Origin of the sequence: Streptomyces sp. NPDC046977 (assembly GCF_040644455.1) — a bacterium.
GTDB lineage: Bacteria > Actinomycetota > Actinomycetes > Streptomycetales > Streptomycetaceae > Actinacidiphila.
In genome coordinates, this window is record NZ_JBEYWO010000018.1 from 157,430 (window position 1) to 181,598 (window position 24,169).

At 72.6% G+C, this 24,169-nt stretch carries 23 protein-coding genes; 13 read left to right on the forward strand and 10 right to left on the reverse strand.

The window, feature by feature from the left end:
- Window positions 1-26 precede the first annotated feature (26 nt).
- Entirely contained in the window at window positions 27-503 is a 477-nt protein-coding gene (locus tag ABZ883_RS25475) for a MarR family transcriptional regulator (protein WP_360909834.1), read from the forward strand.
- 52 nt (window positions 504-555) lie between these two features.
- Here ABZ883_RS25475 and meaB read toward each other — a convergent pair whose 3' ends face one another.
- Complete coding sequence (gene meaB, locus ABZ883_RS25480) at window positions 556-1,512, reverse strand: methylmalonyl Co-A mutase-associated GTPase MeaB (protein WP_360909836.1); 957 nt, start codon at window positions 1,510-1,512, stop codon at window positions 556-558.
- 304 nt (window positions 1,513-1,816) lie between these two features.
- The gene (locus tag ABZ883_RS25485) at window positions 1,817-2,992 is read right to left on the reverse strand and encodes an acetyl-CoA C-acetyltransferase (RefSeq protein WP_360909952.1); all 1,176 of its coding nucleotides are present in this window, start codon (window positions 2,990-2,992) and stop codon (window positions 1,817-1,819) included.
- A 172-nt stretch (window positions 2,993-3,164) separates the two neighbouring features.
- Between ABZ883_RS25485 and mce the strand changes: the two genes are divergently transcribed.
- The 7 genes from mce to ABZ883_RS25520 all read left to right on the forward strand — a co-directional run bounded on the left by mce (window position 3,165) and on the right by ABZ883_RS25520 (window position 12,763).
- Window positions 3,165-3,593, forward strand: a complete 429-nt coding sequence (gene mce / locus ABZ883_RS25490) for a methylmalonyl-CoA epimerase (RefSeq protein ID WP_360909838.1) — start codon at window positions 3,165-3,167, stop codon at window positions 3,591-3,593.
- A gap of 178 nt (window positions 3,594-3,771) precedes the next feature.
- On the forward strand, window positions 3,772-7,668 hold the full coding sequence (scy, locus tag ABZ883_RS25495) for a polarized growth protein Scy (protein WP_360909954.1): 3,897 nt from the start codon (window positions 3,772-3,774) through the stop codon (window positions 7,666-7,668).
- Between the two features lie 103 nt (window positions 7,669-7,771).
- Window positions 7,772-8,704 carry a cellulose-binding protein gene (locus ABZ883_RS25500; protein ID WP_360909840.1) on the forward strand — a complete coding sequence of 311 codons (933 nt, stop codon included), beginning with the start codon at window positions 7,772-7,774 and terminating at the stop codon, window positions 8,702-8,704.
- Between the two features lie 115 nt (window positions 8,705-8,819).
- On the forward strand, window positions 8,820-9,830 hold the full coding sequence (locus tag ABZ883_RS25505; RefSeq protein ID WP_360909842.1) for an ABC transporter ATP-binding protein: 1,011 nt from the start codon (window positions 8,820-8,822) through the stop codon (window positions 9,828-9,830).
- A gap of 1 nt (window position 9,831) precedes the next feature.
- Window positions 9,832-10,602: an ABC transporter permease gene (locus ABZ883_RS25510; RefSeq protein ID WP_360909844.1), complete on the forward strand. Its 771-nt coding sequence runs from the start codon at window positions 9,832-9,834 to the stop codon at window positions 10,600-10,602.
- A gap of 203 nt (window positions 10,603-10,805) precedes the next feature.
- Window positions 10,806-11,894 (forward strand): ABC transporter ATP-binding protein, encoded by a 1,089-nt coding sequence (locus ABZ883_RS25515; protein WP_360909846.1) that lies wholly within the window; start codon window positions 10,806-10,808, stop codon window positions 11,892-11,894.
- The gene (locus tag ABZ883_RS25520; RefSeq protein WP_360909848.1) at window positions 11,891-12,763 is read left to right on the forward strand and encodes an ABC transporter permease; all 873 of its coding nucleotides are present in this window, start codon (window positions 11,891-11,893) and stop codon (window positions 12,761-12,763) included. The genes ABZ883_RS25515 and ABZ883_RS25520 overlap by 4 nt, the downstream gene beginning before the upstream one ends.
- Window positions 12,764-12,779: 16 nt before the next feature.
- Here ABZ883_RS25520 and ABZ883_RS25525 read toward each other — a convergent pair whose 3' ends face one another.
- Window positions 12,780-13,103, reverse strand: a complete 324-nt coding sequence (locus ABZ883_RS25525; protein WP_360909850.1) for an ATP/GTP-binding protein — start codon at window positions 13,101-13,103, stop codon at window positions 12,780-12,782.
- A 214-nt stretch (window positions 13,104-13,317) separates the two neighbouring features.
- On the opposite strand from ABZ883_RS25525, the gene ABZ883_RS25530 reads away from it, so the two are divergent.
- Entirely contained in the window at window positions 13,318-14,343 is a 1,026-nt protein-coding gene (locus tag ABZ883_RS25530) for an LLM class flavin-dependent oxidoreductase (protein ID WP_360909852.1), read from the forward strand.
- Between the two features lie 54 nt (window positions 14,344-14,397).
- On the opposite strand, the gene ABZ883_RS25535 is transcribed toward ABZ883_RS25530, so the two are convergent.
- Window positions 14,398-14,790, reverse strand: coding sequence for an SCO5389 family protein (locus ABZ883_RS25535; protein ID WP_319659947.1), 393 nt, complete (start codon window positions 14,788-14,790; stop codon window positions 14,398-14,400).
- Window positions 14,791-14,976: 186 nt separating this feature from the next.
- On the opposite strand from ABZ883_RS25535, the gene nucS reads away from it, so the two are divergent.
- A complete protein-coding gene (gene nucS, locus ABZ883_RS25540; protein ID WP_360909854.1) occupies window positions 14,977-15,639 on the forward strand; it encodes an endonuclease NucS in 663 nt (220 codons plus the stop codon).
- Between the two features lie 83 nt (window positions 15,640-15,722).
- Here the strand turns inward: nucS and ABZ883_RS25545 are convergent, their stop codons facing one another.
- The 3 genes from ABZ883_RS25545 to ABZ883_RS25555 all read right to left on the reverse strand — a co-directional run bounded on the left by ABZ883_RS25545 (window position 15,723) and on the right by ABZ883_RS25555 (window position 19,905).
- The gene (locus ABZ883_RS25545; protein ID WP_360909856.1) at window positions 15,723-18,290 is read right to left on the reverse strand and encodes an ATP-binding protein; all 2,568 of its coding nucleotides are present in this window, start codon (window positions 18,288-18,290) and stop codon (window positions 15,723-15,725) included.
- Between the two features lie 237 nt (window positions 18,291-18,527).
- Window positions 18,528-18,851 carry an STAS domain-containing protein gene (locus ABZ883_RS25550; RefSeq protein WP_018563514.1) on the reverse strand — a complete coding sequence of 108 codons (324 nt, stop codon included), beginning with the start codon at window positions 18,849-18,851 and terminating at the stop codon, window positions 18,528-18,530.
- 205 nt (window positions 18,852-19,056) lie between these two features.
- On the reverse strand, window positions 19,057-19,905 hold the full coding sequence (locus ABZ883_RS25555) for a 3-hydroxyacyl-CoA dehydrogenase family protein (protein WP_360909858.1): 849 nt from the start codon (window positions 19,903-19,905) through the stop codon (window positions 19,057-19,059).
- Between the two features lie 171 nt (window positions 19,906-20,076).
- On the opposite strand from ABZ883_RS25555, the gene ABZ883_RS25560 reads away from it, so the two are divergent.
- On the forward strand, window positions 20,077-20,649 hold the full coding sequence (locus tag ABZ883_RS25560) for a cob(I)yrinic acid a,c-diamide adenosyltransferase (protein WP_360909860.1): 573 nt from the start codon (window positions 20,077-20,079) through the stop codon (window positions 20,647-20,649).
- A gap of 19 nt (window positions 20,650-20,668) precedes the next feature.
- Here the strand turns inward: ABZ883_RS25560 and ABZ883_RS25565 are convergent, their stop codons facing one another.
- A complete protein-coding gene (locus ABZ883_RS25565) occupies window positions 20,669-20,872 on the reverse strand; it encodes a hypothetical protein (protein WP_360909862.1) in 204 nt (67 codons plus the stop codon).
- A gap of 459 nt (window positions 20,873-21,331) precedes the next feature.
- On the opposite strand from ABZ883_RS25565, the gene ABZ883_RS25570 reads away from it, so the two are divergent.
- Together ABZ883_RS25570 and ABZ883_RS25575 are read left to right on the forward strand one after the other, a co-directional pair.
- A complete protein-coding gene (locus ABZ883_RS25570) occupies window positions 21,332-22,534 on the forward strand; it encodes a histidine kinase (RefSeq protein ID WP_360909864.1) in 1,203 nt (400 codons plus the stop codon).
- Window positions 22,531-23,184 (forward strand): response regulator transcription factor, encoded by a 654-nt coding sequence (locus tag ABZ883_RS25575; protein WP_360909866.1) that lies wholly within the window; start codon window positions 22,531-22,533, stop codon window positions 23,182-23,184. The genes ABZ883_RS25570 and ABZ883_RS25575 overlap by 4 nt, the downstream gene beginning before the upstream one ends.
- Before the next feature lie 16 nt (window positions 23,185-23,200).
- On the opposite strand, the gene ABZ883_RS25580 is transcribed toward ABZ883_RS25575, so the two are convergent.
- Window positions 23,201-23,647, reverse strand: coding sequence for a DUF2550 domain-containing protein (locus tag ABZ883_RS25580; protein ID WP_360909869.1), 447 nt, complete (start codon window positions 23,645-23,647; stop codon window positions 23,201-23,203).
- A gap of 100 nt (window positions 23,648-23,747) precedes the next feature.
- The gene (locus tag ABZ883_RS25585; RefSeq protein WP_360909956.1) at window positions 23,748-24,125 is read right to left on the reverse strand and encodes a F0F1 ATP synthase subunit epsilon; all 378 of its coding nucleotides are present in this window, start codon (window positions 24,123-24,125) and stop codon (window positions 23,748-23,750) included.
- Window positions 24,126-24,169: the final 44 nt, after the last annotated feature.

Consider the following 24,169-nt stretch of genomic DNA (forward strand, 5'->3'; position numbering starts at 1 on the left):
TTCAACATCCTGGGTATAATTCCAGCATGGAGACTGAGAACGGCACCATCTGGCTGACCGGCGACGAGCAGCGCACCTGGCGCACCCACCTGGAGGTCAGCAAGCTGCTGACCCACCAGCTCGAACGGGACCTGCAGCCGTTCGGTCTGACGTACAACGACTACGAGATCCTGGTCAACCTCTCGGAGTCGCCCGAGCGCCGCATGCGGATGAGCGACCTGGCCCGCGCGACCCTCCAGTCCAAGAGCCGGCTGTCCCACCAGATCAGCCGCATGGAGACCGCGGGCCTGGTCCGCCGCGAGAACTGCGAGTCCGACCGGCGCGGGCTGTACGCCGTCCTCACCGAGGAGGGCTGGGAGACCATGCGCAAGGTCGCCCCGCACCACGTGGCGGCCGTACGGGAGCACTTCATCGACCTGCTCCCGGCGGAGGACCTGGCGGCGCTGCGCAAGGCGCTGGCCCCGGTCGCCGAGCACCTGCGCGCGGTACGCGGACGCGCCTGACCGGCCGGCCCGGGCGGCCCGTTCCCGGGGCCGCTCGGTCAGGCCTGCTCGGTCAGGCCTGCTCGGTCAGGCCCGCGACCAGCTCGTCGGCGGCGGCGTACGGATCCAGCGCGCCGGCGACGATGCGTTCGGCCAGGGCGCCGAGCCGGCGGTCACCGTGCAGGTCGCCGATCCGCTCGCGCAGCGCCGTGACGGCGATGTGCTCGACCTCCAGGGCGGCGCGGCGCAGCCGCCGCTCCGCCAGCACACCGTGCTCCTCCATCCAGGCCCGGTGCTTCTCCAGCGCCTCGACGAGCTCGTCGGTCCCCTGACCGCGGGCGGCGACCGTCTTGACAATCGGCGGGCGCCAGTCGCCCGCCTGCCGGGCCTCGCCCAGGCCCAGCATGTGGTTGAGCTCGCGGGCGGTGGCGTCGGCGCCGTCCCGGTCGGCCTTGTTGACCACGTAGACGTCGCCGATCTCCAGGATCCCCGCCTTCGCCGCCTGGATGCCGTCCCCCATCCCGGGCGCGAGCAGCACCACGGAGGTGTCCGCCTGGGCCGCGATCTCGACCTCCGACTGCCCGACGCCGACGGTCTCCACGAGGATCACCTCGCAGCCCGCCGCGTCCAGCACCCGGATCGCCTGCGGCGCGGCCCACGCCAGGCCGCCGAGGTGGCCGCGGGTGGCCATCGAACGGATGTAGACCCCCGGGTCCGAGGCGTGGTCGCTCATCCGGACCCGGTCGCCCAGCAGGGCGCCCCCGCTGAACGGCGACGAGGGGTCCACCGCGAGCACCCCGACCCGCTTCCCGGCCCGCCGGTAGGCCGAGACCAGCGCCGAGGTCGAGGTCGACTTGCCGACACCGGGCGAGCCGGTCAGCCCGACCACGTACGCGCCGCCGGCGAGCGGCGCGAGGGCCGCCATCACCTCACGCAGTTGCGGGGACGCCCCCTCCACCAGTGAGATCAGCCGCGCGACCGCCCTCGGGCGGCCCTGCCGCGCCTGCTCCACCAGGGTGGGGACGTCCATCGTGCTCCTTCTTCTTTGAGGGCTCGGTTCGCCTCCGGTTCGCTCAGCCGGTGTCGACGGTCGACCGTGCTCGCCTGCTCGTTCCTCACAGGCTCCGCGCGCTCTCCCTTTCGACACCGGCCGCTCCCCTTCGGCTCACTCGCCCACCGAATCTGCCCACATGCCGCCCGGACAGCCCACAAATGATCAACTTCGGCCGAAGTCACTCCGCTTCGGCTCACTCGCCAACAGGGTCTGCCCACATGCCGCCCGGACAACCGAGCGGCACGCGGATGATCAACCGTCCGCGCGTCCGCGGGGCGAGTCAGTTGGCGGGGACGCGGATGATCAGGGCGTCGCCCTGGCCGCCGCCGCCGCAGAGGGCCGCCGCGCCGGTGCCGCCGCCGCGGCGCTTGAGCTCCAGCGCCAGGTGGAGCACGAGGCGGGCGCCGGACATGCCGATCGGGTGACCGAGGGCGATGGCACCACCGTTGACGTTCACCTTTTCAGGTGTCACGCCCAGGTCCTTCATCGACTGCACGGACACCGCGGCGAACGCCTCGTTGATCTCGATGAGGTCCAGGTCGGCCACGGTGAGGCCGCCCTTCTTCAGCGCGTGCGCGATGGCGTTGGACGGCTGCGACTGCAGCGAGTTGTCCGGGCCCGCCACGTTGCCGTGGGCGCCGATCTCGGCAAGCCACTCCAGGCCCAGTTCCTCGGCCTTCTCCTTGCTCATCACGACCACCGCGGCGGCGCCGTCGGAGATCTGCGAGGAGGTGCCGGCCGTGATGGTGCCGTCCTTGCTGAAGGCGGGGCGCAGCTTGCCCAGGGACTCGACCGTGGTCTCGGCGCGGATGCCCTCGTCCTTGCTGAAGACCACCGGGTCGCCCTTGCGCTGCGGGACCTCCACCGGGGTGATCTCGGCGTCGAAGAGGCCGTTCTTCTGGGCGGCCGCCGCGCGCTGGTGGGACAGGGCGGCGATCTCGTCCTGCTCGGCGCGGGCGATGCCCAGGCGGGTGTTGTGCTTCTCGGTCGACTCGCCCATGGCGATGTTCTCGAACGAGTCGGTCAGGCCGTCGTGGGCCATCGCGTCCAGCATCTGGACGGCGCCGTACTTGAAGCCCTCGCGGGTCTTGGGCAGCAGGTGCGGGGCGTTGGTCATGGACTCCTGGCCGCCGGCCACCACGACGTCGAACTCACCCGCGCGGATCAGCTGGTCCGCCAGGGCGATCGCGTCCAGTCCCGACAGGCAGACCTTGTTGATGGTGAGCGCCGGGACGCTCATCGGGATGCCGGCCTTGACCGCGGCCTGGCGGGCGGGGATCTGCCCGGCGCCGGCCTGCAGCACCTGGCCCATGATCACGTACTCGACCTGGTCGCCGGCGATGCCGGCCCGGTCCAGGGCCGCCTTGATGGCGACGGCGCCGAGCTCGGCGCCGGAGAAGCTGCGGAGCGAGCCGAGCAGGCGGCCCATCGGAGTGCGGGCGCCCGCGACGATCACGGACGTACGTGCCTGGCTGGTCATGACGCGGCCCCTTTGCACGGAGGGTGGGTTAACGATGGTTTCACGAGGGTGGTGTCAATGTACTGAGGGGTACGGCGGCGGTCACGAGGCGGACGGTGTGATCGCGGGCACGTTGCGTGACCATGCGTCCCGGCGGTCCACTGGACTCATGCTGACTCGAATCGATCACATCGGTATCGCTTGTTTCGACCTCGACGCGACCGTCGAGTTCTACCGTGCCACGTACGGCTTCGAGGTGTTCCACACCGAGGTCAACGAGGAGCAGGGCGTCCGTGAGGCCATGCTGAAGATCAACGAGACCTCCGACGGGGGCGCGTCCTACCTCCAGCTGCTGGAACCGACCCGCGAGGACTCCACGGTCGCGAAGTGGCTGGCCAAGAACGGTGAGGGCGTCCACCACATCGCCTTCGGCACCGACGACGTGGACGGGGACGCCGCGGCCGTCCGCGACAAGGGCGTGCGGGTGCTGTACGACACCCCGCGCACCGGCACGATGGGGTCCCGGATCACCTTCCTGCACCCCAAGGACTGCCACGGCGTTCTCACGGAGCTGGTCACCTCGTCCAAGGAGCACTGACCGGACGCGACTCGCCCCGGTAGAGTGGCGGGGCGACCCCGGGGTGGGCTGGGGTACCTGCCCGCGCCTCGGCGTGGGATCGGACACAATTCTCCGTAAGGCTCCGCGGTGAACGGGGCCCCGGGGAATCTCACTCGGTTGGCGGGTGGGTACACCAGGAGACGGATGGGACCGCGGAGTGCGGGGCTACGACCGCTACGAGGTTGAGGAAGACCACCTCTCGCAGTTCGAGGCCGAGATGGAACGGCTTCGTAAGGAGCGGGACAAGGTCGTCCAGCATGCCGACGACCTCGGATACCAGGTCGAGGTGCTGCGCGCCAAGCTGCACGAGGCGCGACGCAATCTGGCGACCCGTCCTGCCTACGACAACATGGGCCTGCAGGCGGACCAGCTGCTGCGCAACGCCCAGATCCAGGCCGACCAGCTGCGTGCCGACGCCGAACGGGAGCTGCGCGAGGCCCGCGCCGCCACCCAGCGGCTGCTGCAGGAGCAGGCCGAGCACCAGTCGCGTGCGGAGGCGGAGTGGCACGCCGAGGCCGTGGCCCGGCGCCGTCGACTCGACGAGGAGCTGGCCGAGCGCCGGACCAACGTCGAGAGCCACGTCAACGAGAACGTCGCCTGGGCGGAACAGCTGCGCGCCCGCGCCGAGTCCCAGGCCCGGCGGCTCATGGAGGAGACCCGGGCCGAGTCGGAGTCGGCGCTGGCCGCCGCCCGCACCGAGGCCCAGCGGATCGCCGAGGGCGCCCGCGACCGGCTGGAGTCGGAGGGGGCGGCCGCCCGCGCCGAGGCGGAGCAACTGCTGCGCCGCGCCCGCGCCGACGCCGAGCGCCTGCTCAACGCCGCGGCCAGCCAGGCCCAGGAGGCCACGTCCCAGGCCGAGCAGCTGCGTACGTCCACCCGCAGCGACACGGAGAGCGCCCGCACCCAGGCCGCCGAGCTGACCCGGGTCGCCGAGGACAAGCTGCGGGACGCCGAGGAGAAGCTCCGCGAGGCGCAGAGCGAGTCCGACCGGCTCCGTGAGGAGGCGGCGAGCAACGCCGCCAAGCGGCTGTCCGTCGTGGACGCCGACAACGAGCAGCGCACCCGCACCGCCAAGGCCGAGGTCGCCCGCCTGGTCGCGGAGGCGACCAAGGAGGCGGAGGCCGCCAAGTCCGAGGCCGAGCAGGTCGTGGCGGACGCCAGGGCCGAGGCCGACCGCGTGCTGGCCCAGGCCCAGGAGACCGCCAAGTCCGAGGCGGCCGAGGACGCGGCGGCCGCGCTGGCCAAGGCGGCCCGCACCGCCGAGGAGGTCCTGACCAAGGCCACCGAGGACGCCCGGGCCACCACTCGCGCCGCGAGCGAGGAGGCCGAGCGCATCCGCCGCGAGGCGGAGTCCGAGGCGGAGCGGCTGCGCGGCCAGGCCGAGGAGTCGGCCGAGCAGCTGCTGGGCACGGCCAAGGACGACACCAAGGAGTACCGCGCCAAGACGGTCGAGCTGCAGGAGGAGGCGCGCCGGCTGCGCGGCGAGGCCGAGCAGCTGCGCGCCGAGGCGGTCGCGGAGGGCGAGCGCATCCGCGGCGAGGCCCGGCGCGAGGCCGTCCAGCAGATCGAGGAGGCGGCCCGCTCCGCCGAGGAGCTGCTGACCAAGGCCAAGGCGGACGCCGCCGGGCACCGGCAGACCGCCAACGCCGAGTCCGACCGGGTCCGTACCGAGGCCATCGAGCGCGCCGCGGGGCTCCGCCGCCAGGCCGACGAGCTGCTGGAGCGGGCCCACGGCGAGGCCGGGCAGGTGCGCGAGGAGGCGCAGGCGCAGGCCGACCAGGTCCGCGAGGACGCCGAGGCGGCCGGCGCGGCGCTGCGCGAGGAGGCCGAGCGGGGCGCCGAGCGGCTGCGCGACGAGGCCGAGGCCGATCTGGTCCGGCAGCGCGACGAGGCCGAACGGCGCATCACCGCCGCCGAGGAGGCGCTGCGCGACGCCCGTACCGAGGCGGACCGGCTGCGCCGGGAGGCCGCCGAGGAGGTCGCCGCGCTGCGCGCGGAGGCGGCCGAGCGGGTGCGCACCCTTCAGGAGCAGGCCGAGCAGGACACCCTGCGGCTGCGCGACGAGGCGGCCGCCGACGCCTCGCAGAGCCGTGCCGAGGCCGAGCAGGCCGCCGTCCGGCTGCGCGGTGACGCCGCCGCCGAGGCAGAGCAGCTGCGCGTCGAGGCGCAGGAGACCGCCGACCGCGTACGGGCGGAGGCCCAGGAGACCGCGGGCCGGCTGCGGGCCGAGGCGGCCGAGGCGCTGTCCGCCGCCCAGGAGGAGGCCGGCCGGCGTCGCCGGGAGGCCGAGGAGCTGCTGGGTTCGGCGCGCGGCGAGGCCGAGCAGGAGCGGGCCCAGGCCCGTCAGGAGAGCGACGAGCTGCTGGCCAGCGCCCGCAAGCGGGTGGAGGAGGCCGGTGCCGAGGCGGAGCGCCTGGTGGCCGAGGCCGAGCGGCACGCCGCGGAGCTGATCGGTGCCGCCGAGACGACGGCCCAGCAGGTCCGGGACTCCGTCAATGGGCTGCACGAGCAGGCCGAGGAGGAGATCGCCGGGCTGCGCTCGGCCGCGGAGCACGCGGCGGAGCGCCTGCGCGGCGAGGCCCAGGAGGGCGCCGACCGGCTGCACGCGGAGGCCAACGCCGAGCGGGAGCGGGCCGGCGAGGACGCGTCCCGGATGCGTCGTGAGGCGCAGGAGGAGGCGGAGTCCGCCCGTCAGCTGGCCGATCGCACCGTCACGGAGGCGATCGAGGAGGCCGACGCGCTGCGTGCGGAGACCCGCGAGGAGGCCAACCGCCTGCGGGTGGACGCCGCCGAGCAGGTGGACCGGCTGCTGTCGGAGGCCGTCGAGGAGGCCGACCGGCTGCGGGCCGAGGCCGGCACGCAGGCCGAGGAGATGCTCGGCAAGGCGCAGCGCGACGCGGAGCGCCTGGGCATCCTCGCCAAGGACGCGCTGGAGGGCGCCGAGCGGGACGCGGTGGAGCGCCGCAGGGCCGCCGAGGAGGCACTGGGCACCGCCGAGTCGGAGGCCCGCCGCCTGCTGGACGAGGCGAGGAACGAGGCGAACAAGCGCCGTACGGAGGCCGCTCAGCAGGCCGACCAGCTCATCGGCAAGGCGCGGACGGAGGCCGAGCGGCTGGGCATCCTCGCCAAGGACGCGCTGGAGTCGGCGGAGCGGGACGCGGAGGCGGCCCGCGCGGAGTCCGACCGGATGCGCGACGAGGCCCGCGAGGACGCCAACAAGCGCAGGGGCGAGGCCGCCGCGCAGGCGGACGAGCTGATCTCCGGGGCGCAGGCGGAGGCGCGGAAGATCGGCGCCTCGGCCGAGGAGCAGGCCGACACCATGGTGGGCGCCGCCCGCAAGGAGGCCGACCGGCTCGTCAACGAAGCCACCAACGAGGGCAACGGCCTGGTGGAGCGGGCCCGTACCGACTCCGACACCATGCTGGAGGAGGCCCGCCGGGACGCCACCGCCATAAGGGAGCGGTCGCAGGAACTGCGGCAGCGCGTCGAGTCCGAGGTCGAGGAGCTGCACGAGCGGGCCCGCAACGAGGCCGCCGCGACGATGAAGTCGGCGGGCGAGCGGGTGGACAAGCTGGTGGAGGCCGCAACCGAGCAGCTGTCCAAGGCCGAGGCGAAGGCCCGTGAGCTGGTCACCGACGCGGAGGCGAAGGCCGAGGAGACCCGGTCGACCGCGAGTGCCGAGGCCAGCAAGGTCCGCATCGCGGCGGTGAAGAAGGCGGAGGAGCTCCTCAAGGGAGCCGAGCAGAAGAAGGTCGACACCGAGCGGGACGCGGAGCGGATGCGCGCCGAGGCGCGGACCGAGGCCGAGCGGATCGTCACGGAGGGTAAGCGCGAGCTGGAGGTGCTGGCCCGGCGGCGCCAGGACATCAACGCGGAGATCACCCGCGTGCAGGATGTCCTTGAGGCACTGGAGTCATTCCAGACGCCGCTCGACGGGGGAAAGGGCAACAGTCAGAACGGCACACAGAACGGTAAGAACACGGTCGCTGCCGGGGCGGCGTCCGGAACCACCCGAACAGGGGGCAAGCGGTCCGACGATGCACCACTCGATTGAGCGGTCATTGTGCACAGTTACTGGACACTGACTCGATGACACGCCGCCCCGGCCCCTAGGATTCCCTCTAACACCCCACCCGGTCTGAATTGACAGGAACCCCATGAGCGACACTTCCTCCCCTTTCGGCTTCGAGCTCGTGCGGCGCGGATACGACCGCGGGCAGGTGGACGACCGCATCACCAAGCTGGTCGCCGACCGTGACAGCGCACTCGCCAGGATCAATGCGCTGGAGAAGCGCATCGAGGAACTGCACCTCGAGACCCAGAACGCTCAGGCGCAGGTCAATGACGCCGAGCCGTCCTACGCGGGTCTGGGCGCACGCGTCGAGAAGATCCTCCGCCTCGCCGAGGAGGAGGCGAAGGACCTGCGTGAGGAGGCGCGCCGCGCCGCCGAGCAGCACCGCGAGCTGGCCGAGTCCGCCGCCGCCCAGGTGCGCAACGACGCCGAGTCCTACGCGACCGAGCGCAAGGCCAAGGCCGAGGACGAGGGCGAGCGCATCGTCGAGAAGGCCAAGGGTGAGGCCGGCCAGATGCGCGCCGACGCGCAGAAGGACGCGCAGGCCAAGCGCGAGGAGGCGGACGCCCTCTTCGAGGAGACCCGCGCCAAGGCGGCCCAGGCCGCGGCCGACTTCGAGACCAACCTCGCCAAGCGCCGTGAGCAGTCCGAGCGCGACCTGGCGTCCCGTCAGGCCAAGGCCGAGAAGCGCCTCGCCGAGATCGAGCACCGCGCCGAGCAGCTCCGCCTGGAGGCCGAGAAGCTGCGCACCGACGCCGAGCGCCGCGCCCGCCAGACGGTCGAGACCGCGCAGCGCCAGGCCGAGGACATCGTCGCGGACGCGAACGCCAAGGCGGACCGCATCCGCAGCGAATCCGAGCGCGAGCTGGCGGCCCTCACCAACCGCCGCGACAGCATCAACGCCCAGCTGACCAACGTCCGCGAGATGCTGGCCACGCTGACCGGTGCCGCCGTCGCCGCGGCCGGCGCCCCCGCCGACGACGAGCCCGTCTCGCGCGGCGTCCCGGCCCAGCGCTGAACGCGCCCCGCGTCCGGACCGACGAGCCCCCTGCCCTCGGGTGGGGGGCTCGGGCACAATCGGGGGCCGGTATTCCGCGTGCACCGGCCGCCGGGGCACCAGTACCCTATGCGGCATGATCGAGCTGCAGGGGCTGACCAAACGGTACGGTGACAAGACCGCCGTGGACCACCTCACCTTCACGGTGCGGCCCGGCGTGGTGACCGGCTTCCTCGGTCCCAACGGCGCCGGCAAGTCCACCACCATGCGCATGATGCTGGACCTGGACAATCCGACCAGCGGCAGCATCCGCATCGACGGCAAGCACTATCGCGAGCTGAACGAACCGCTCAAGCACATCGGCGCGCTGCTGGAGGCCAAGGCCATCCACGGGGGCCGCACGGCGTACAACCATCTGCTGTGCCTGGCCCAGTCCAACCGCATCCCGGCCCGCAGGGTCGACGAGGTGCTGGAGACCGTCGGCCTCTCCTCGGTCGCCAAGAAGCGCTCCAAGGGCTTCTCACTCGGCATGGGACAGCGCCTCGGGATCGCCGCGGCGCTGCTCGGCGACCCCGAGATCCTGATGTTCGACGAGCCGGTCAACGGACTGGACCCCGAGGGCATCCACTGGATCCGCAACCTGATGAAGAGCCTGGCGGCCCAGGGCCGCACCATCTTCGTCTCCAGCCACCTCATGAGCGAGATGGCGCTGACCGCCGAGCACCTGATCGTGATCGGCCGCGGCAAGCTGATGGCGGACACGACGATGGCCGACTTCATCGCCGAGAACTCCCGCTCCTTCGTGCGGGTCCGCACCCCGGAGCCGGAGAAGTTCAAGGACGCGCTGACCGCGGCGTCGATCACGTCCGTGATCACCGACGAGGGCGCGTTCGAGATCGAGGGCGCGGAGTCCGCCAAGATCGGCGAGCTGGCCGCGGAGAAGCAGGTCGTGCTGCACGAACTCAGCCCGCAGCGCGCCTCCCTGGAGGAGGCCTTCATGCGGCTGACCGCCGAGTCGGTGGAGTACCAGGCGGGCATCCCCGGGCAGGCGGCGGACGAGTCCGTGGCGGCGGGCGCCGCCGTTCCCGCGGCGGCTCCGGGAGCGGCCTGGGGTGCCGACTGGCAGAACAAGAAGGAGAAGTCCTGACATGGCGGCAACGAGCGCGGTTCTGCAGTCCGAGTGGACCAAGGTCAAGTCGGTCCGCTCGACGGTGTGGACGCTGGCGTCCGCACTCCTCGTCACCGTCGTCATCAGCGGACTCATCTGCCTGCTGATCGCCTCCCAGTGGGGGAACGCCTCCGAGCAGGACCTCCAGAACTTCGACGCGACCAACACGAGCTTCGCCGGGCTGATCCTCGGGCAGCTGGCCCTGATCGTCTTCGGTGTGCTGGTCGTCACCGGTGAGTACAGCACCGGCATGATCCGCACCTCGCTGGCGGCGGTCCCGCAGCGCGCCACGTTCTACCTGTCGAAGGTCGCGGTCACCGGCGCCCTGGCCCTGGTCGTGGGCATGGCCACCAGCTTCCTGACCTTCTTCGTCGGGCAGGTGCTGCTCGGCTCGCACAGCACCTCCCTCTCGGAGACCGGGGTCCTGCGCGCCGTCGTCGGCGGCGGTCTCTACATGACGCTGATGGTGCTGTTCTCCGTGGGCGTCGCGATGATGCTGCGCAGCCCGATGCTGTCGCTGGGCATCCTGATGCCCTTCTTCTTCCTGGTCTCGTCGATCCTGGCGAACGTCCCCAAGGCCAAGAACGTCGCCCACTACTTCCCCGACCAGGCCGGCTCCAAGGTCCTCCAGGTGGTCGCGGTCGACGACGGACGTCCGTACGGGCCCTGGGCGGGTCTCGGCATCATGGCCCTGTGGGTGATCGCCGCGCTCATCGGCGGCTACCTGGTGCTGAAGAAGCGCGACGCCTGACCGGTGCCGGGCGCCGCGCCCGGACAGCGGCTCACGAAGGCCGCCGCACCCCGCCCGGGTGCGGCGGCCTTCGCCGTCCCGGGGCCGACGGCGGGAGAAACGTTTCCGCCCCGCCGGGACGGGAACCGTTTCCGCCCCGCCGGACTCCTCATCACCATGGGGGCGGGCACCCGCCCCGAGAACTGGTCGTCGAGGGGCGGAGCATGATCGAGGCAGTGGGCCTCACCAAGACCTACGGCAGCAAAACGGCCGTGTACAACCTGTCGTTCCAGGTGCGGCCCGGAGTGGTCACCGGCTTCCTGGGGCCGAACGGCTCCGGCAAGTCCACCACGATGCGGATGATCCTGGGACTGGACAGCCCGACCTCCGGCCAGGTCACCATCGGCGGTCAGCCGTACCGCAAGCTGCCCAACGCACCCCGCCGGGTGGGCGCCCTGCTGGACGCCAAGGCCGTGCACGGCGGGCGCAGCGCCCGGCACCACCTGCTCAGCCTGGCCCAACTGTCGGGCATCCCCGCACGCCGTGTCGACGAGGTGCTGGGCGTCGTGGGCCTCCAGGAGGTCGCCGGCAAGCGCTCCAAGGGCTTCTCCCTCGGTATGGGCCAGCGCCTGGGCATCGCCGCCGCGCTGCTCGGCGACCCCGAGGTGCTGCTCTTCGACGAGCCGGTCAACGGACTGGACCCCGAGGGCATCCACTGGGTGCGCCACCTGATGCGCAAGCTCGCCTCGGAGGGCCGTACGGTCTTCGTCTCCTCGCACCTGATGAGCGAGATGGCACTGACCGCCGACCACCTGATCGTCATCGGCCGCGGCCAGTTGCTCGCCGACATGAGCGTGAAGGACTTCATCGCCCGCAACTCGACGGGCTTCGCCCTGGTCCGCACCCCCGACGTCGACGCCGACCGGGAGAAGCTGACCGAGGCGCTGACCGGAGCCGGCGCCCAGGTGCAGCAGGAGCAGGACGGCGCGCTGCGTGTGACCGGCCTGGAACTGCCGCGGATCAGCGACCTCGCGCACGACACCGGTGTACGGCTGTGGGAACTGTCCCCGCACCAGGCCTCGCTGGAGGAGGCGTACATGCGGCTCACCAACGGCGCGGTGGACTACCGCTCCTCCGAGGACCCGCGGCAGGGCCTCCAGCAGCCGAGCGCGCCGGTGCCGGGCGGCTGGGGAGCCCCGCAGGCGTACCCCCCGCCGCAGCCCCGGCCGGACTCGTACGCACAGCCGATCCCGCAGCCGGCCCCATCCACCCTGCCGCCCCAGCCGGCCCTGCCCGTCGAGGACGCCCGATGACCGCCCCCGTCCAGCACCCGGCCCCGCAGTTCTCCTCGGCGATCCCCGTGCAGAAGACGCATCTGGGCCATGCGCTCGCATCCGAGTGGACCAAGATCCGGACCGTGCGTTCCACGTTGTGGACGCTCGGCGTGATGCTCGTGCTGGTTCTCGGCATCAACCTGCTGGTGGTCGGGGCGAGTTCCCATGACTACGTCACCGACCCGGTGCTCGCCTTCGGCCTGTTCGGCGTGCTGCTCGGGCAGTTGTGCGTCATCACGCTCGGCGTGCTCGTGATCAGCTCCGAGTACGGCACGGGCATGATCCGTACGACACTCACCGCCAGCCCGCAGCGCGGCCGGATCCTCGCCGCCAAGGCGATCGTCTTCTTCGCACTGAGCTTCACCGTCACCACCGTGGCCTGCACGCTCACCGCGCTCATGAACAACGCGGCCTTCGGCGGCCGGCCGGCGAACAACGAGGACGCCTTCTACAGCGGCTCGCATCTCGTCGTCGAGCACGGCCTCACCACCGCCAGCGGCTCCCAATGGCTCGGCGCCACTGTCGGCGTCGGCCTCTACGTGGCCCTGCTCGGGTTGCTCTCGCTGGCCGTGGGCACCCTGCTGCGGCACTCGGCGGGCGCGATCACGACGATGACGGGCGTGGTCCTGCTGCCGCTGATCGTCGCGATCTTCATGCCGGCCGGCCTTCACGCGCTGCAGGAGAAACTGATCGAGTACTCCTCCCCCAACGCCATCGCCTCGCTCTACCAGATGCCCATGCTGGAGAACGGCAGCGCCGACGGGGTGCGCCAGTTGATCGTGCTGGCGGTCGTCACCGCCGTGGCGCTGGGCGGCGCGTACGCGGTGCTCGCCAAGCGCGACGTCTGACCTGCGCTCCCGCGGCTCAGTGCCGCGGGGCGTTCCGGGACCGCTGGGGCCGCACGCCCCGGCGGTCTCTCGCGTTCCAGCAGGCGGTGTGCCAGTGCCGCCGGTCGTCCACGCCGCCGTACTCCGGCCAGACCACCAAGTGCCCCACGCCGGGCGGGATTTCCTGGTCGCAGCCGGGGCAGCGGTAGCGCTTGCCGCCGGAACTCCCCGCGAGCGGACGGACCGTCCACTCCTCGCCCTGCCAGCTCTCGGTGCGCTCCCCGCCGCGACCCCAGCCGGGGCCGTCCGTCTCCTGCGGACTGCCGGTGGTGCCTCGCGGGCGGTTTCGGCGCGGGGACACAAGCACACACCTCATGCGGGTCGGGGACAACGGACCTGCTGTCAAGCCTACGCGTAGCCCGGGGCGGCCCGGGTACGCGTCCCACAACCTCCCATTCCCGCCATCCCCTTGAAAATCATGAAATCGCGGCGGTTGGCCCGTGCCCTTGGCACGTGTCAGGCGTTAATGACGGTTAGGGGAGCCGCGTCGGCCACCGAGAAAGGTGTGAAGCACGATGCGCGTCGGTACTTTCGTTCTCGCCGCCCAGTTCCCGGGACAGGGGGCCGGGGAGGCACTGCACCGGGCGGTGCGCTCCGCGGAGGCGGCGGAGGCGGCCGGGCTGGACTCCGTGTGGCTCGCGGAGCACCACTTCGTGCCGTACGGGGTCTGCCCGTCGGCCGTGACGCTGGCCGCGCTGCTGCTGGGGCGGACCCGGCGGATCGGGGTGGGCACGGCGGTCAGCGTGCTGCCGACCGCCCATCCGGTGTCCCTGGGCGAACAGGCGGCGCTGCTGCACATCACGTCCGGCGGCCGGTTCACGCTCGGCGTGGGCCGCGGCGGCCCGTGGGTGGACCTGGAGGTCTTCGGGGCCGGCCTGGCCGCCTTCGAGAGCGGCTTCCCCGAGTCGCTCGACCTGCTGCTGCGCTGGCTGCGCGAACCCCGGGTGGGAACTTCGGGGGAACGATTCGCCTTCCGCGAGGTGGACGTCGTCCCCCGGGCCGACGAGTTCGAGGACCCCAGCGGCCCTCCGGTCGTGGTGGCCTGCACCTCGCCGTCCAGCGTGCGGCTGGCGGCACGGCGCGGCCTGCCGATGCTGCTCGGCATGCACTGCGGGGACGAGGACAAAGCGGCCATGGTCGCAATGTGGCAGGCCGAGGCGCGCGATGCGGGGCTTTCACCCGAAATGGTGGCGGCCGCGGAGCATGTGTCCGCGGGTGTGGCGCAGATCGCGGACCGCCGCGCGGACGCCGTCGAGGCGCTGACCAAGGCGATGCCCGGCTGGCTCCAGCAGGGACTGGCCGCCCATCGCACGGTCGACGGCCGGGCCCGCTCGATGCGCGACCCCCTCGCCTACACCGAACTCCTCTGCGACCTGCACCCGGTGGGGCCGCCGTCGCTGTGCGCCGACCGCCTGGCCGCCACCGCGGAACGCACGGGCATCCGCCGCTTCGCCCTGCTCGTCGAGGGCTCCGGGGACCTCGCGGCCACGGAGCAGAACGTGGCACGGCTCGGAGCGGAAGTGCTCCCGCAATTGGCCTGATTGAAACATCAAGGGGCAAAGCGTCGGCCACTTGCGGGAGCACTGTGGCCGGTCTCAGCAGTCCCGCAGCTCCGGGGACTGGTTCAGCAACTGTGCGCGTACGGAGGTGAACTTCGCGTAACGCTCATCGACCGCCGGGTCCAGCGGGAACACCGCGACCCGGTGGCAGTTCTGGAATGCCAGTCGCACCCCGAAATGCCGTTGAAGTGCCCCCCGGATCGCGTCACTCGCCAGAGCGCGGAGCAACTGCCCGCGTGCGTGCTCGTCCGGCGGCGGCACCTGGTTGTCGGCGAACTCTCCGCCGTCCACCTTGAGCTGCGCCGCCAGAGAGCTGATCATGTCCCATGCGTAAGGCAGGGAAGTCCGGACGCAGTCGACGAATTCCCGTTCGTCGACCTCGCCTCGCTCGGCCTGTTCGAGGAGGGCCGGTGAGACGTCGAGCGACATGAGTACTCCTCTCGTGACCCCCCTGTCCGAGGAGTCAGACGGACTACGGAGAGAAGCCGTCAAGTGTTCTCCCGCACGACGGCCTCCACTCACAACCGTAGGCGGAGAGGTCCCACGACACTAGGTGGGAGCGCTCACAACTGGCCATTTTCCAACCGCGCCCGGTAGCGAGTAGCGTTGCCGACCATGCGTCTCGTCATTGCCCGCTGCTCCGTGGACTACGCGGGCAGGCTCTCCGCCCATCTCCCCTCGGCGACCCGGCTGCTCCTGGTGAAGGCCGACGGCAGTGTCTCCGTGCACGCCGACGACCGCGCCTACAAGCCGCTCAACTGGATGTCGCCGCCCTGCACGCTCAAGGAGGGCGAGGACGGGGTCTGGACGGTCACCAACAAGGCCGGCGAGCAGCTGATCATCACGATCGAGGACGTTCTCCACGACTCCAGCCACGAACTCGGCGTCGACCCCGGTCTGATCAAGGACGGCGTCGAGGCGCACCTCCAGGAACTGCTCGCCGACCGCATGGAGGTCCTCGGCGACGGCTGGACGCTCATCCGCCGCGAGTACCCGACCGCGATCGGGCCCGTCGACATCCTCGGCCGGGACTCCGACGGCGCGACCGTCGCGGTCGAGATCAAGCGGCGCGGTGAGATCGACGGCGTCGAGCAGCTGACCCGCTACCTGGAACTGCTCAACCGCGACCCGCTGCTGGCGCCCGTCAAGGGCGTCTTCGCGGCCCAGGAGATCAAGCCGCAGGCCCGCGTGCTCGCCACCGACCGCGGCATCGGGTGCGTCGTGCTCGACTACGACGCGCTGCGCGGCATCGAGGACGACAAGCTGCGCCTCTTCTGAGCACGGGCCGCGCGGCGGCCCCCCGACAGCGCCGTGGCCCCGTCGTCTGCCGACGACGGGGCCACGGTGCGCTTCCGACGGCCTCAGATGACGGGCGTCCCGGCGGTGCCGGTGGCGCTCTCGCTCGCCGTCACCGGGGTGTCGGTCGACGGGCCGCCGGCGGTCGTGGTGCCCTCCGGCCCGGTCGGGGTGTCCGTCGGCGTCGGGGTGCCGGGCGGGGTCGACGGGCTGCTCGGCGGGGTGGAACTCGTCGACGAGCTCGGCGACGTCGACTGCGTCGGCGTCCACGACGGCGGCTTGGGGCCGCCCTTGGTCGGCTTCGTGGAGTGCGACGGCGTGCCGCTGCCGCCCTCCTCGCCCGTCGTGGCGCCACCGTCCGTGTCCGGGTCCTGGCCGCCGCCCGAACCGCCGCCGTTGCCGCCGTTCGTGCCCGTGCCCGGGGCGCTGGGGTCCGTGGCGGGGCCGCTGCCGGTGGCGGAGGGCGAGGGCCCGCGGTGGGTGGAGCCCGGGGTGGGGGACACGCCGTCCGCCGGGAGGCCGTCGTCGGCGTCGTCGGGCTGCGCGGTCTCGAGGGGCTTGACGTTCATCGGGGTGTTCTGGTCACCGCCGGAGGCCGTCGTGCCGAGGGTGACGATGGTGCCGAGCACCGCCGCGAGCAGCGCGCCCGCGCCGGCGGCGACGAGGTTGCGGCGCGAGCCGGTGAGGCCGCGGCGGCGCGGCGTGGTGACGGCCAGGCGCTTGCTGATGATCGTCGCGGGGGAATCGGGCAGCGCCAGGTCCGTCGTGGCCGTCGCGGCGCTCTCCGGGGTGGTGAACGGCGCGATGTGGCCCGAGCGGTCGAGGACCAGGGCGAGGGTGCGGCGGCCGACCGTGGTGCCCTGGCGGTCGGCGAGCGCGGCGCGCAGGGCTATGGAGGCCTCCAGCTCGCTGCGCGCACGGTCGAAACCGCCGAGGCAGAGCGCGAGGACGCCGAGTTCGTGCAGGAAGTACGCCTCCTCGGCGACCTCCCCGGACTGCCGCGCGGCCTCCTGGCCGGTCCGCAGGGCGCGTTCCCAGGCGCTCCAGTGCAGCGACGCGGCGAACACCGGTGCCGCCGTGCGCGCGAGAAGGACGGCCGCGCTGGCGTGGCCCCCGTCGCGGCAGGCGCTGAGGGCGGCGAGGACCGCCTCCGCCTCGGCGGCGACGCGTTCGGGCGTGACGGAGGGGTGGCCGACCCACCAGGTGTAGTGCTGGGCGGCCGTGAGGGCCTGCGGGGCGCCCTCCGCGGCGGCGTCCTCGGCGAGTTCACCGGGGGCGGCGAGCTGCGTCCGTACGCCCGCCGCGAGGCGGTGGTGCCGGTCGACCGGCGCGACGAGCCCCACGGCGAGGAGTTCGCCGAGCGCGGCGTCGCCGTGCGTCTCGCCGACCAGCGCGGGCAGGTGCGACTGGTGCGGGCACTCCCCGCCCAGGGCCACCGCGAAGCGCAGCGTCTCCTGGGCGGCGCCGCTGAGCCGGGAGGCCAGCAGCGCGGCGGGGGCGGCGCTCTCGGCGAGCGAGGGCAGTGGAACGTGCGAGGAAGACGAGGAAAACACCTCCGCCCCCGGCCCGGGGATCGCGTCGAAGGGTGCGTCGACGGGCAGTTCGTCGTCCGGCTCCGTGCCGCCCCAGACGGACTCGTCGGCGGCGAGGATCTCGGCCGCGAGCACGTCGCGCTGCCGCAGCAGCGCGCCGGCCTGGACGAAGCGCAGCGGCAGCCCCTCGGACTCGAACCACAGGTCCGCGGCCCAGGCGGTCTCCTCCTCCTGCAGCGGCCGCCCCGCGGCCAGTTCGAGCAGTTCGAGGCAGGCGACCCGGGTCAGCCCGGGCAGGAAGACCTCCTCGACCGCGGAGTCGGAGGCGGGCGCGGCGACGTCGGGCGTCGCGGCCATCAGGAAGGCGCACTCGGGTGCGGCGGCGAGCAGTTCCTCCAGGCCCGCGCCGCCGAACTCCAGGTCGTCCAAGACGACGACCGCGCCGACCTCGCGCAGCAGCTCGGTGAGCCGCCCGCGGTCGGGGCGGTAGCCCGCGACATCGCCTGTCTGCGAGGACTCGTCCTCGCCGCCGTAGACCGTGCTGAAGATCTCCTGCAACAGGTCGCTGGGCGTGCGGCGGTAGCCGGAGAGCCGGATCACGCCGTCGGGGGCGACGCCGGCGGACGCCTCGGCCACGGCGTCGAGGAGCACGCTGCGGCCGGCGCCGGACGGGCCGGTGACCCGGACCGAACGCCCGCGGGTCAGCAGCCGGGTGAGCCGTTCGCGCTCCTCCTCCCGCTCCAGCAGCGGCAGCTCGGGCCCGCGGGGGCCCGGCGGCACGGCGGGGTGCGTGCCGGACGTGCGCACGGCCCGCGCGTCCGCGTCGCGGCGCACCGGGGCGGGCAGCCCCGCGGCCGGCAGGGTGCTCACCTCGCTGCCGTCGACGGGATTGAGGGTCAGCAGGCAGTCGCCGACGACGAGCTGGACGACCCGGGGTGCGTCGCCGTCCGCCGTGCCGGAGCCGACCTCGGGGGTCAGCGGGTCACGCGGGGGCCGCGTCACGCGCGGCACGGGCTGTGTGCCGTTCTCGGGCCCGGCCGGGGCCGGCCGCTCGGGAAAGCTCGGGGAGTCCTGCTGTGCGCCGTACTCGTCGCCGGACATGTCGGGTCCGATGTGTGGGTCCATTAGTCTCCGCCCCCCATTCGCGTCGCAGCGGGGCCGTACCGGGCCCGCACGTCCGCAGCTGGACCGGTCCGGCTCCCCTCCTCGGCGTACGGGGTGTGGCACGCCGGAACCGAACCTTAAACCTTCCCACAGTATGTGCGAACCCCAGGGCCGCCATGCCGCCCATGCGTCCAAATCTGTCCGGGCTTGCCAGTTCCGTTGCGGCACGCCCCGCTAGGTACGCGGCAGTGCCTCTGCCGCGATACCCCCCTCGATGACCAGAATGCGGTGCAGCCGCGTGGCGACGAGCAGCCGCTGCATCTGCGCCGGGACGCCCCGCAGGACCAGCCGGCGGTCGGCCCGTCCGCAGCGGCGGTGCGCACCCATGATCACACCCAGTCCGGTGGCGTCCCACGAGTCGAGCTCGGTCAGATCGAGCACCAGGTCGCCGTGGCCGCCGTCCACCGCGGAGTGCAGGACCTTGCGGGCGTCCGCCGCGGTACGGACGTCGAGGCGACCCCCGACAACCAGTTCGGCGTGGTCGCCCCTGATGTGCATGAAGCCTCCCCGTGGAGTGAATGGGTGGGAAAGTACCGTGGTTCTACGTAACTGACGGTCCGTCGTACGAAGAGGTTGCCGTCTGTGAGCGAACCGATACCGAATTCACTCTGGAGAGTGATGTGATGCGCCCGCCAGGCCCACCCTCCCCCCGGGTGATCGCCCCGGCGGGGGCCCTTGGCCGCCCGCCGGGACCGACCGTCCGTCAGTAGCGGTAGAAGCCCTCGCCGCTCTTGCGGCCGAGCGCGCCCGCGTCGACCATGCGCCGCATCAGCTCCGGCGCCGCGAACTTCTCGTCCTGCGACTCGGTGTAGATGTTGCCGGTGGCGTGCAGCAGGATGTCGACGCCCGTCAGGTCGGCCGTGGCCAGCGGGCCCATGGCGTGGCCGAAGCCGAGCCGGCAGGCGGTGTCGATGTCCTCCGCCGAGGCGACGCCGGACTCGAAGAGCTTGGCGGCCTCGACGACCAGCGCCGAGATCAGGCGGGTGGTGACAAAGCCGGCGACGTCGCGGTTGACCACGATGGTGGTCTTGCCGACCTCCTCCGCGAAGGCCTTGGCCCGCTCCAGCGTCTCGTCGCTGGTCTTGTAGCCGCGCACGAGCTCGCACAGCTGCATCATCGGGACCGGGGAGAAGAAGTGCGTGCCGACCACCCGCTCCGGACGCTCCGTCACGGCCGCGATCTTCGTGATCGGGATGGCGGAGGTGTTGGAGGCGAGCACCGCGTCCTGGTGCGCGATCTTGTCCAGGGCCCGGAAGATCTCCTGCTTGACCTCGATCTTCTCGAAGACCGCCTCGACGACGATGTCCGCGTCGGCGGCCGCGTCGAGGTCGGTGGTCGTGGTGATGCGGCCCAGCGAGGCGGCCGCGTCCTCGGCCGACAGCTTGCCCTTGGCGACGAACCGCTCGTACGACGCCTCGATACCGCTCCTGCCGCGGGCCAGCGCCTCGTCGGTGATGTCGCGCAGGACGACCTCGTAGCCGGCCTGGGCCGACACCTGCGCGATTCCGGAGCCCATCAGGCCGGCTCCGACGACGGCGAGCTTCTTCGCCACGGCACACACCTATCTTCTCGATGCTGTTGCCGGGACCTTAACGGTGCTTCGCAGCCCTGCGCAGCAGTTGGAGACCCGGGTCACCGTGTGTCCTTCGTCGCAATCACGGAGCGACCGGGTACGCGGTGGGACACCGGCGGCCGGGCACCGCCGGGGACTACGCTCGGCCCCATGGTCAATCTGACACGCATCTACACGCGGACCGGGGACGACGGGACCACCGCCCTCGGCGACATGAGCCGCACCGCCAAGACCGACAGCCGCATCTCGGCCTACGCGGACGCCAACGAGGCCAACGCCGCGATCGGTGTCGCCCTCGCGCTCGGCGGGCTGCCCGCGGAGGTCGCCACCGTCCTCGTGCGGGTCCAGAACGACCTCTTCGACGTCGGCGCGGACCTGGCGACGCCGGTCGTGCCCGACCCCAAGTACCCGCCGCTGCGCGTCGAACAGGGCTATGTGGACCGGCTGGAGGAGGAGTGCGACCGCTTCCTGGAGGAGCTGGAGAAGCTGCGCAGCTTCATCCTGCCCGGCGGCACCCCGGGGGCCGCGCTGCTCCACCAGGCGTGCACGGTGGTGCGGCGCGCGGAACGCTCCACGTGGGCGGCGCTGGAGGAGCACGGCGAGACGATGAACCCGCTCACCGCGACCTACCTCAACCGTCTGTCGGACCTGCTGTTCATCCTGGCCCGCACGGCCAACAAGGAGGTCGGCGACGTGCTGTGGGTGCCCGGAGAGAACCGCTGAGCCGCTGACGGCACGTCATTCATCGGCGCGGGCCCGTGGCGGGCTCGCGCCGCGGCCGCAGCGAGTACGACGCCGCGAAGGCGGCGTTGAGCCCGGTGACCCACGCCATCCGCAACCGCCACTGCCGCAGCGCCTCCGTGCGATCCGCGTCGCCGACGAGCCGGACCGCGCACTCCAGCAGCAGCACGGCCAGCACCGCCGCCAGGGCCGTGCGCCCGCACATCCGCCACTCGTGCACGACACGCGCCCCGGCCGTACTTCGGCGGGCCCTGCGACCTCGGCCCGCCCGCCAAGCGGTACGCGACACGGGCGTCGGCCCAGCGCACCAGGTAGTGCCCGTAAGCGACGGAGAAGCCGAGGTACGCGGCGGCCAGGCCGTGCCGGAATCCGGCGGTGCCGCCCGCGCGCAGGTCCGCGACGGCCGCCGCCGGCAGCACGACGTCCACCAGCGATAGCGCACGACCAGGCGAGTGAGCCAAGGGGGCGCGGCGCCCGCCGAAAGGGAGAACACGCGCAGGTCCCGAGGAACGAGGGACCGAGCATGATCGACTGTCGGCGGGTGCTCCGAGCGCCCCGGAGGCGAACCGAGCCTCAAAGGAGCCGCGCCTGCATCCTTTGGTGCAGGGCGCGTTCCACCCACGGGCCGACGCGCCCCCGGCAGCGGGCGTGCTGTCATGGGGGCATGCCGACCACCGCCTCCCCGCGTCCGCACCGCGACGACGTGCTGATCGCCGCGGCGGGCCTCGTGGGCGGCGTGCTGATGTGGGCGCTCGGGCTCTACACGTACTCGGGCAACCAGCCGCGCGGCGGCTCCGCGTGGCTGTCGCTCCTGCCGCTGACCGCGATGGCCGGCTGCGAACTGCTGCGGCGCAGTGCGCCCCGCTTCGCGGTGGTGGCCGGGACGCTGGTCTTCGCGGCGGACTTCGTGATCGGCTCGCTGCTGGTGACCGTGCTGATGTACACGGACCTGGTGTACGCCGCCGTCGTGTACGGGCCGAAGCGGCTGATCCGCGTCGTGCCGGTGGCGAGCGTCCTCGGCACCGCCGCGCTGACCGCCACGGCGCTGGCCCTGCACCCGGTGGCCGACTCGCTGCTGATCGGCGTCGTGGGCTCCCTGGTCTCCGTCGCCCCGGCCTTCACCGGTGTCGTCGTACGGCGGCACCGGGACGAGGCCGCGACCGAACGGCTGCGCGCCGAGCAGACCGCGCTGCTGGCCGAGATGGACCGTCGCGAGGCGGTCGGCACCGAGCGCGCCCGCATGGCGCGCGAACTGCACGACATGGTCGCCGGCCATCTGTCGGCGATCGCCATCCATTCCGCCGCCGCGCTGTCGCTGGACCGGCGGGACGGGCCCGCCCGCGAGGCGCTGTCGGTGATCCGGGAGAACAGCGTCCAGGGCCTGTCGGAGATGCGGCGGCTCATCGGCCTGCTGCGCGATGCCTCGGGCGCGGACGCCGAACCCGCGGCCGTGCCCCGGCTGCACAGTCTGGACGTCTTGCTGGAGCAGATGGGGGCGGCGGCCCCCCACGCGCGGTTCGTCCTGCGCGACGAGCGGCCGGCCGGCGCTCCCCCACCGCCCGCGCCGGTCGAGCTGGCCGCGTACCGGATCGTGCAGGAGTCGCTCACCAACGCGCTCAAGCACGCCGCGCCCGGCGAGGTCCCGGTGGTCCTGGGACAGCATGCCGGGGTGCTGACCGTCACGGTGGCCAGCCCCTGCGGCCCGACGGGCACCGCGGACCGGCCGGGTCCGCGGGCCCCCGGCTCCGGCAGCGGCCTCATCGGCATGCGGGAACGCACCGAACTGCTCGGCGGCACCTTCGAGGCCGGCCGGCACGGGGACATCTGGCGCGTACGGGCCGCACTGCCCGTCAAGGGGGAAGCATGATCCGGGTCGTCGTCGCCGAGGACCAGTCGGCGGTCCGGGCGGGGCTGGTGCTGATCCTGCGCTCGGTGCCGGACATCGAGGTGGTCGGCGAGGCCGCCGACGGGGAGGCCGCCGTCCGCGCGGCCCGGGAGCTGCGGCCCGACGTGATCCTCATGGATGTGCAGATGCCCCGGCTCGACGGTGTGCGGGCCACCGGCGAGATCGTCTCCGAGGGCCTGGCGGACGTACTGGTGCTGACCACGTTCGACCTGGACGAGTACGTCTTCGGCGCGCTGCGCGCCGGGGCCGCGGGATTCCTGCTGAAGGACACCGAGGCCGACCGGCTGATCGAGGGAGTGCGCCTGGTGGCTCGCGGCGAGGGGATGATCGCCCCGGCGGTGACCCGCCGCCTGATCGGGGAGTTCGCCCGGCCGGCACGCGCGGTGCGCGAGGCGGACCGCGGTTTGCTGGACGGCCTCACACCGCGCGAGCGGGAGGTACTGGCCTGTGTCGGCCAGGGACTGTCGAACGCGGAGATCGCGGCCCGGCTCGGGATGGCGGAGGCCACGGCCAAGACCCATGTCAGCCGGATGCTCGCCAAGCTCGAACTGCGCAGCCGCGTGCAGGCCGCGGTTCTCGCGCAGGAGTGGGGACTGCCGGCGAAGCCGTGACGGGGGCGCTCACCCCTCAGGCCACGTTGACCCTCTGGCCGGGAGGGGCGGCTTCCAGCCAGGCGAGGAAGCCGGTGAGGGCGTCCTCGCTCATCGCGAGTTCGAGCCGGGTGCCGCGGTGCTCGCAGACCAGGACGACGGCGTCGGAGAGCAGCGCCAGTTCCTCCTGGCCCTGGGGCAGCCGCCGGTGCAGCACCTCGATGGCGGAGCGTTCCAGGGACCGCCGCGGCCGGGGGGCGTAGGAGAAGACCCGGAACCACTCGATCCGGTCACCGCTGTAGCGCGCGACGCCGTACGCCCAGCCCTTGCCCGAGGGGGCGTCGACACCGCCGGGCGCGGTACGCAGGCTGCAGTCGAAGGTGCCGCCGGGACGCTGGATGAGCCGCCGTCGCAGGCCGAAGACGAACAGCCCCAGCAGCGCCACCGCGACAAGGGCCCCGCACAGCTGAAAAGCGAGGATCACGCCCATCGACCTCCTCGCTCAACGTCACGTACAGGAATACTGCAACCGCGGGAAGCCCTCTCGGGCCTCCCGCGGCTCATGGCCCCAGTGGGCCGGATGCTCAGCGCGAACCGGTCGCCGCGATGAGACGGACCTCGGCACGCCGCTCGCCGACCGCGTCGGCGTCGGCCTTCGCACGCTCCAGGGCCCGCTCCGCGCGCTGGACGTCGATCTCGTCGGCCAGCTCCGCGATCTCCGCGAGGATCGACAGCTTGTTGTCCGCAAAGGAGATGAAGCCGCCGTGCACCGCCGCGACAACGGTGCCGCCGTCGGTGGTGCGGATGGTCACCGGGCCGGTCTGCAGCACACCGAGCAGCGGCTCGTGGTTCGGCATGACGCCGATGTCGCCCGACTCGGTGCGTGCGACGACAAGAGTGGCCTCGCCGGACCAGACATTGCGGTCCGCGGCGACCAGCTCGACGTGCAGCTCAGCCAAGATGGCTCCTCGGGTCGGCACCCACCGCCGTCCGGCGGGTGCATAAA

What these genes read in the sequence shown, in the direction of transcription:
- ABZ883_RS25475 (WP_360909834.1), top strand. Translation starts at nt 27, where the DNA reads ATGGAGACTGAGAACGGCACCATCTGGCTGACCGGCGACGAGCAGCGC.
- meaB (WP_360909836.1), bottom strand. Translation starts at nt 1,512, where the DNA reads ATGGACGTCCCCACCCTGGTGGAGCAGGCGCGGCAGGGCCGCCCGAGG.
- mce (WP_360909838.1), top strand. Translation starts at nt 3,165, where the DNA reads ATGCTGACTCGAATCGATCACATCGGTATCGCTTGTTTCGACCTCGAC.
- ABZ883_RS25500 (WP_360909840.1), top strand. Translation starts at nt 7,772, where the DNA reads ATGAGCGACACTTCCTCCCCTTTCGGCTTCGAGCTCGTGCGGCGCGGA.
- ABZ883_RS25505 (WP_360909842.1), top strand. Translation starts at nt 8,820, where the DNA reads ATGATCGAGCTGCAGGGGCTGACCAAACGGTACGGTGACAAGACCGCC.
- ABZ883_RS25510 (WP_360909844.1), top strand. Translation starts at nt 9,832, where the DNA reads ATGGCGGCAACGAGCGCGGTTCTGCAGTCCGAGTGGACCAAGGTCAAG.
- ABZ883_RS25515 (WP_360909846.1), top strand. Translation starts at nt 10,806, where the DNA reads ATGATCGAGGCAGTGGGCCTCACCAAGACCTACGGCAGCAAAACGGCC.
- ABZ883_RS25520 (WP_360909848.1), top strand. Translation starts at nt 11,891, where the DNA reads ATGACCGCCCCCGTCCAGCACCCGGCCCCGCAGTTCTCCTCGGCGATC.
- ABZ883_RS25530 (WP_360909852.1), top strand. Translation starts at nt 13,318, where the DNA reads ATGCGCGTCGGTACTTTCGTTCTCGCCGCCCAGTTCCCGGGACAGGGG.
- ABZ883_RS25535 (WP_319659947.1), bottom strand. Translation starts at nt 14,790, where the DNA reads ATGTCGCTCGACGTCTCACCGGCCCTCCTCGAACAGGCCGAGCGAGGC.
- nucS (WP_360909854.1), top strand. Translation starts at nt 14,977, where the DNA reads ATGCGTCTCGTCATTGCCCGCTGCTCCGTGGACTACGCGGGCAGGCTC.
- ABZ883_RS25545 (WP_360909856.1), bottom strand. Translation starts at nt 18,290, where the DNA reads ATGTCCGGCGACGAGTACGGCGCACAGCAGGACTCCCCGAGCTTTCCC.
- ABZ883_RS25550 (WP_018563514.1), bottom strand. Translation starts at nt 18,851, where the DNA reads ATGCACATCAGGGGCGACCACGCCGAACTGGTTGTCGGGGGTCGCCTC.
- ABZ883_RS25560 (WP_360909860.1), top strand. Translation starts at nt 20,077, where the DNA reads ATGGTCAATCTGACACGCATCTACACGCGGACCGGGGACGACGGGACC.
- ABZ883_RS25565 (WP_360909862.1), bottom strand. Translation starts at nt 20,872, where the DNA reads ATGTGCGGGCGCACGGCCCTGGCGGCGGTGCTGGCCGTGCTGCTGCTG.
- ABZ883_RS25570 (WP_360909864.1), top strand. Translation starts at nt 21,332, where the DNA reads ATGCCGACCACCGCCTCCCCGCGTCCGCACCGCGACGACGTGCTGATC.
- ABZ883_RS25575 (WP_360909866.1), top strand. Translation starts at nt 22,531, where the DNA reads ATGATCCGGGTCGTCGTCGCCGAGGACCAGTCGGCGGTCCGGGCGGGG.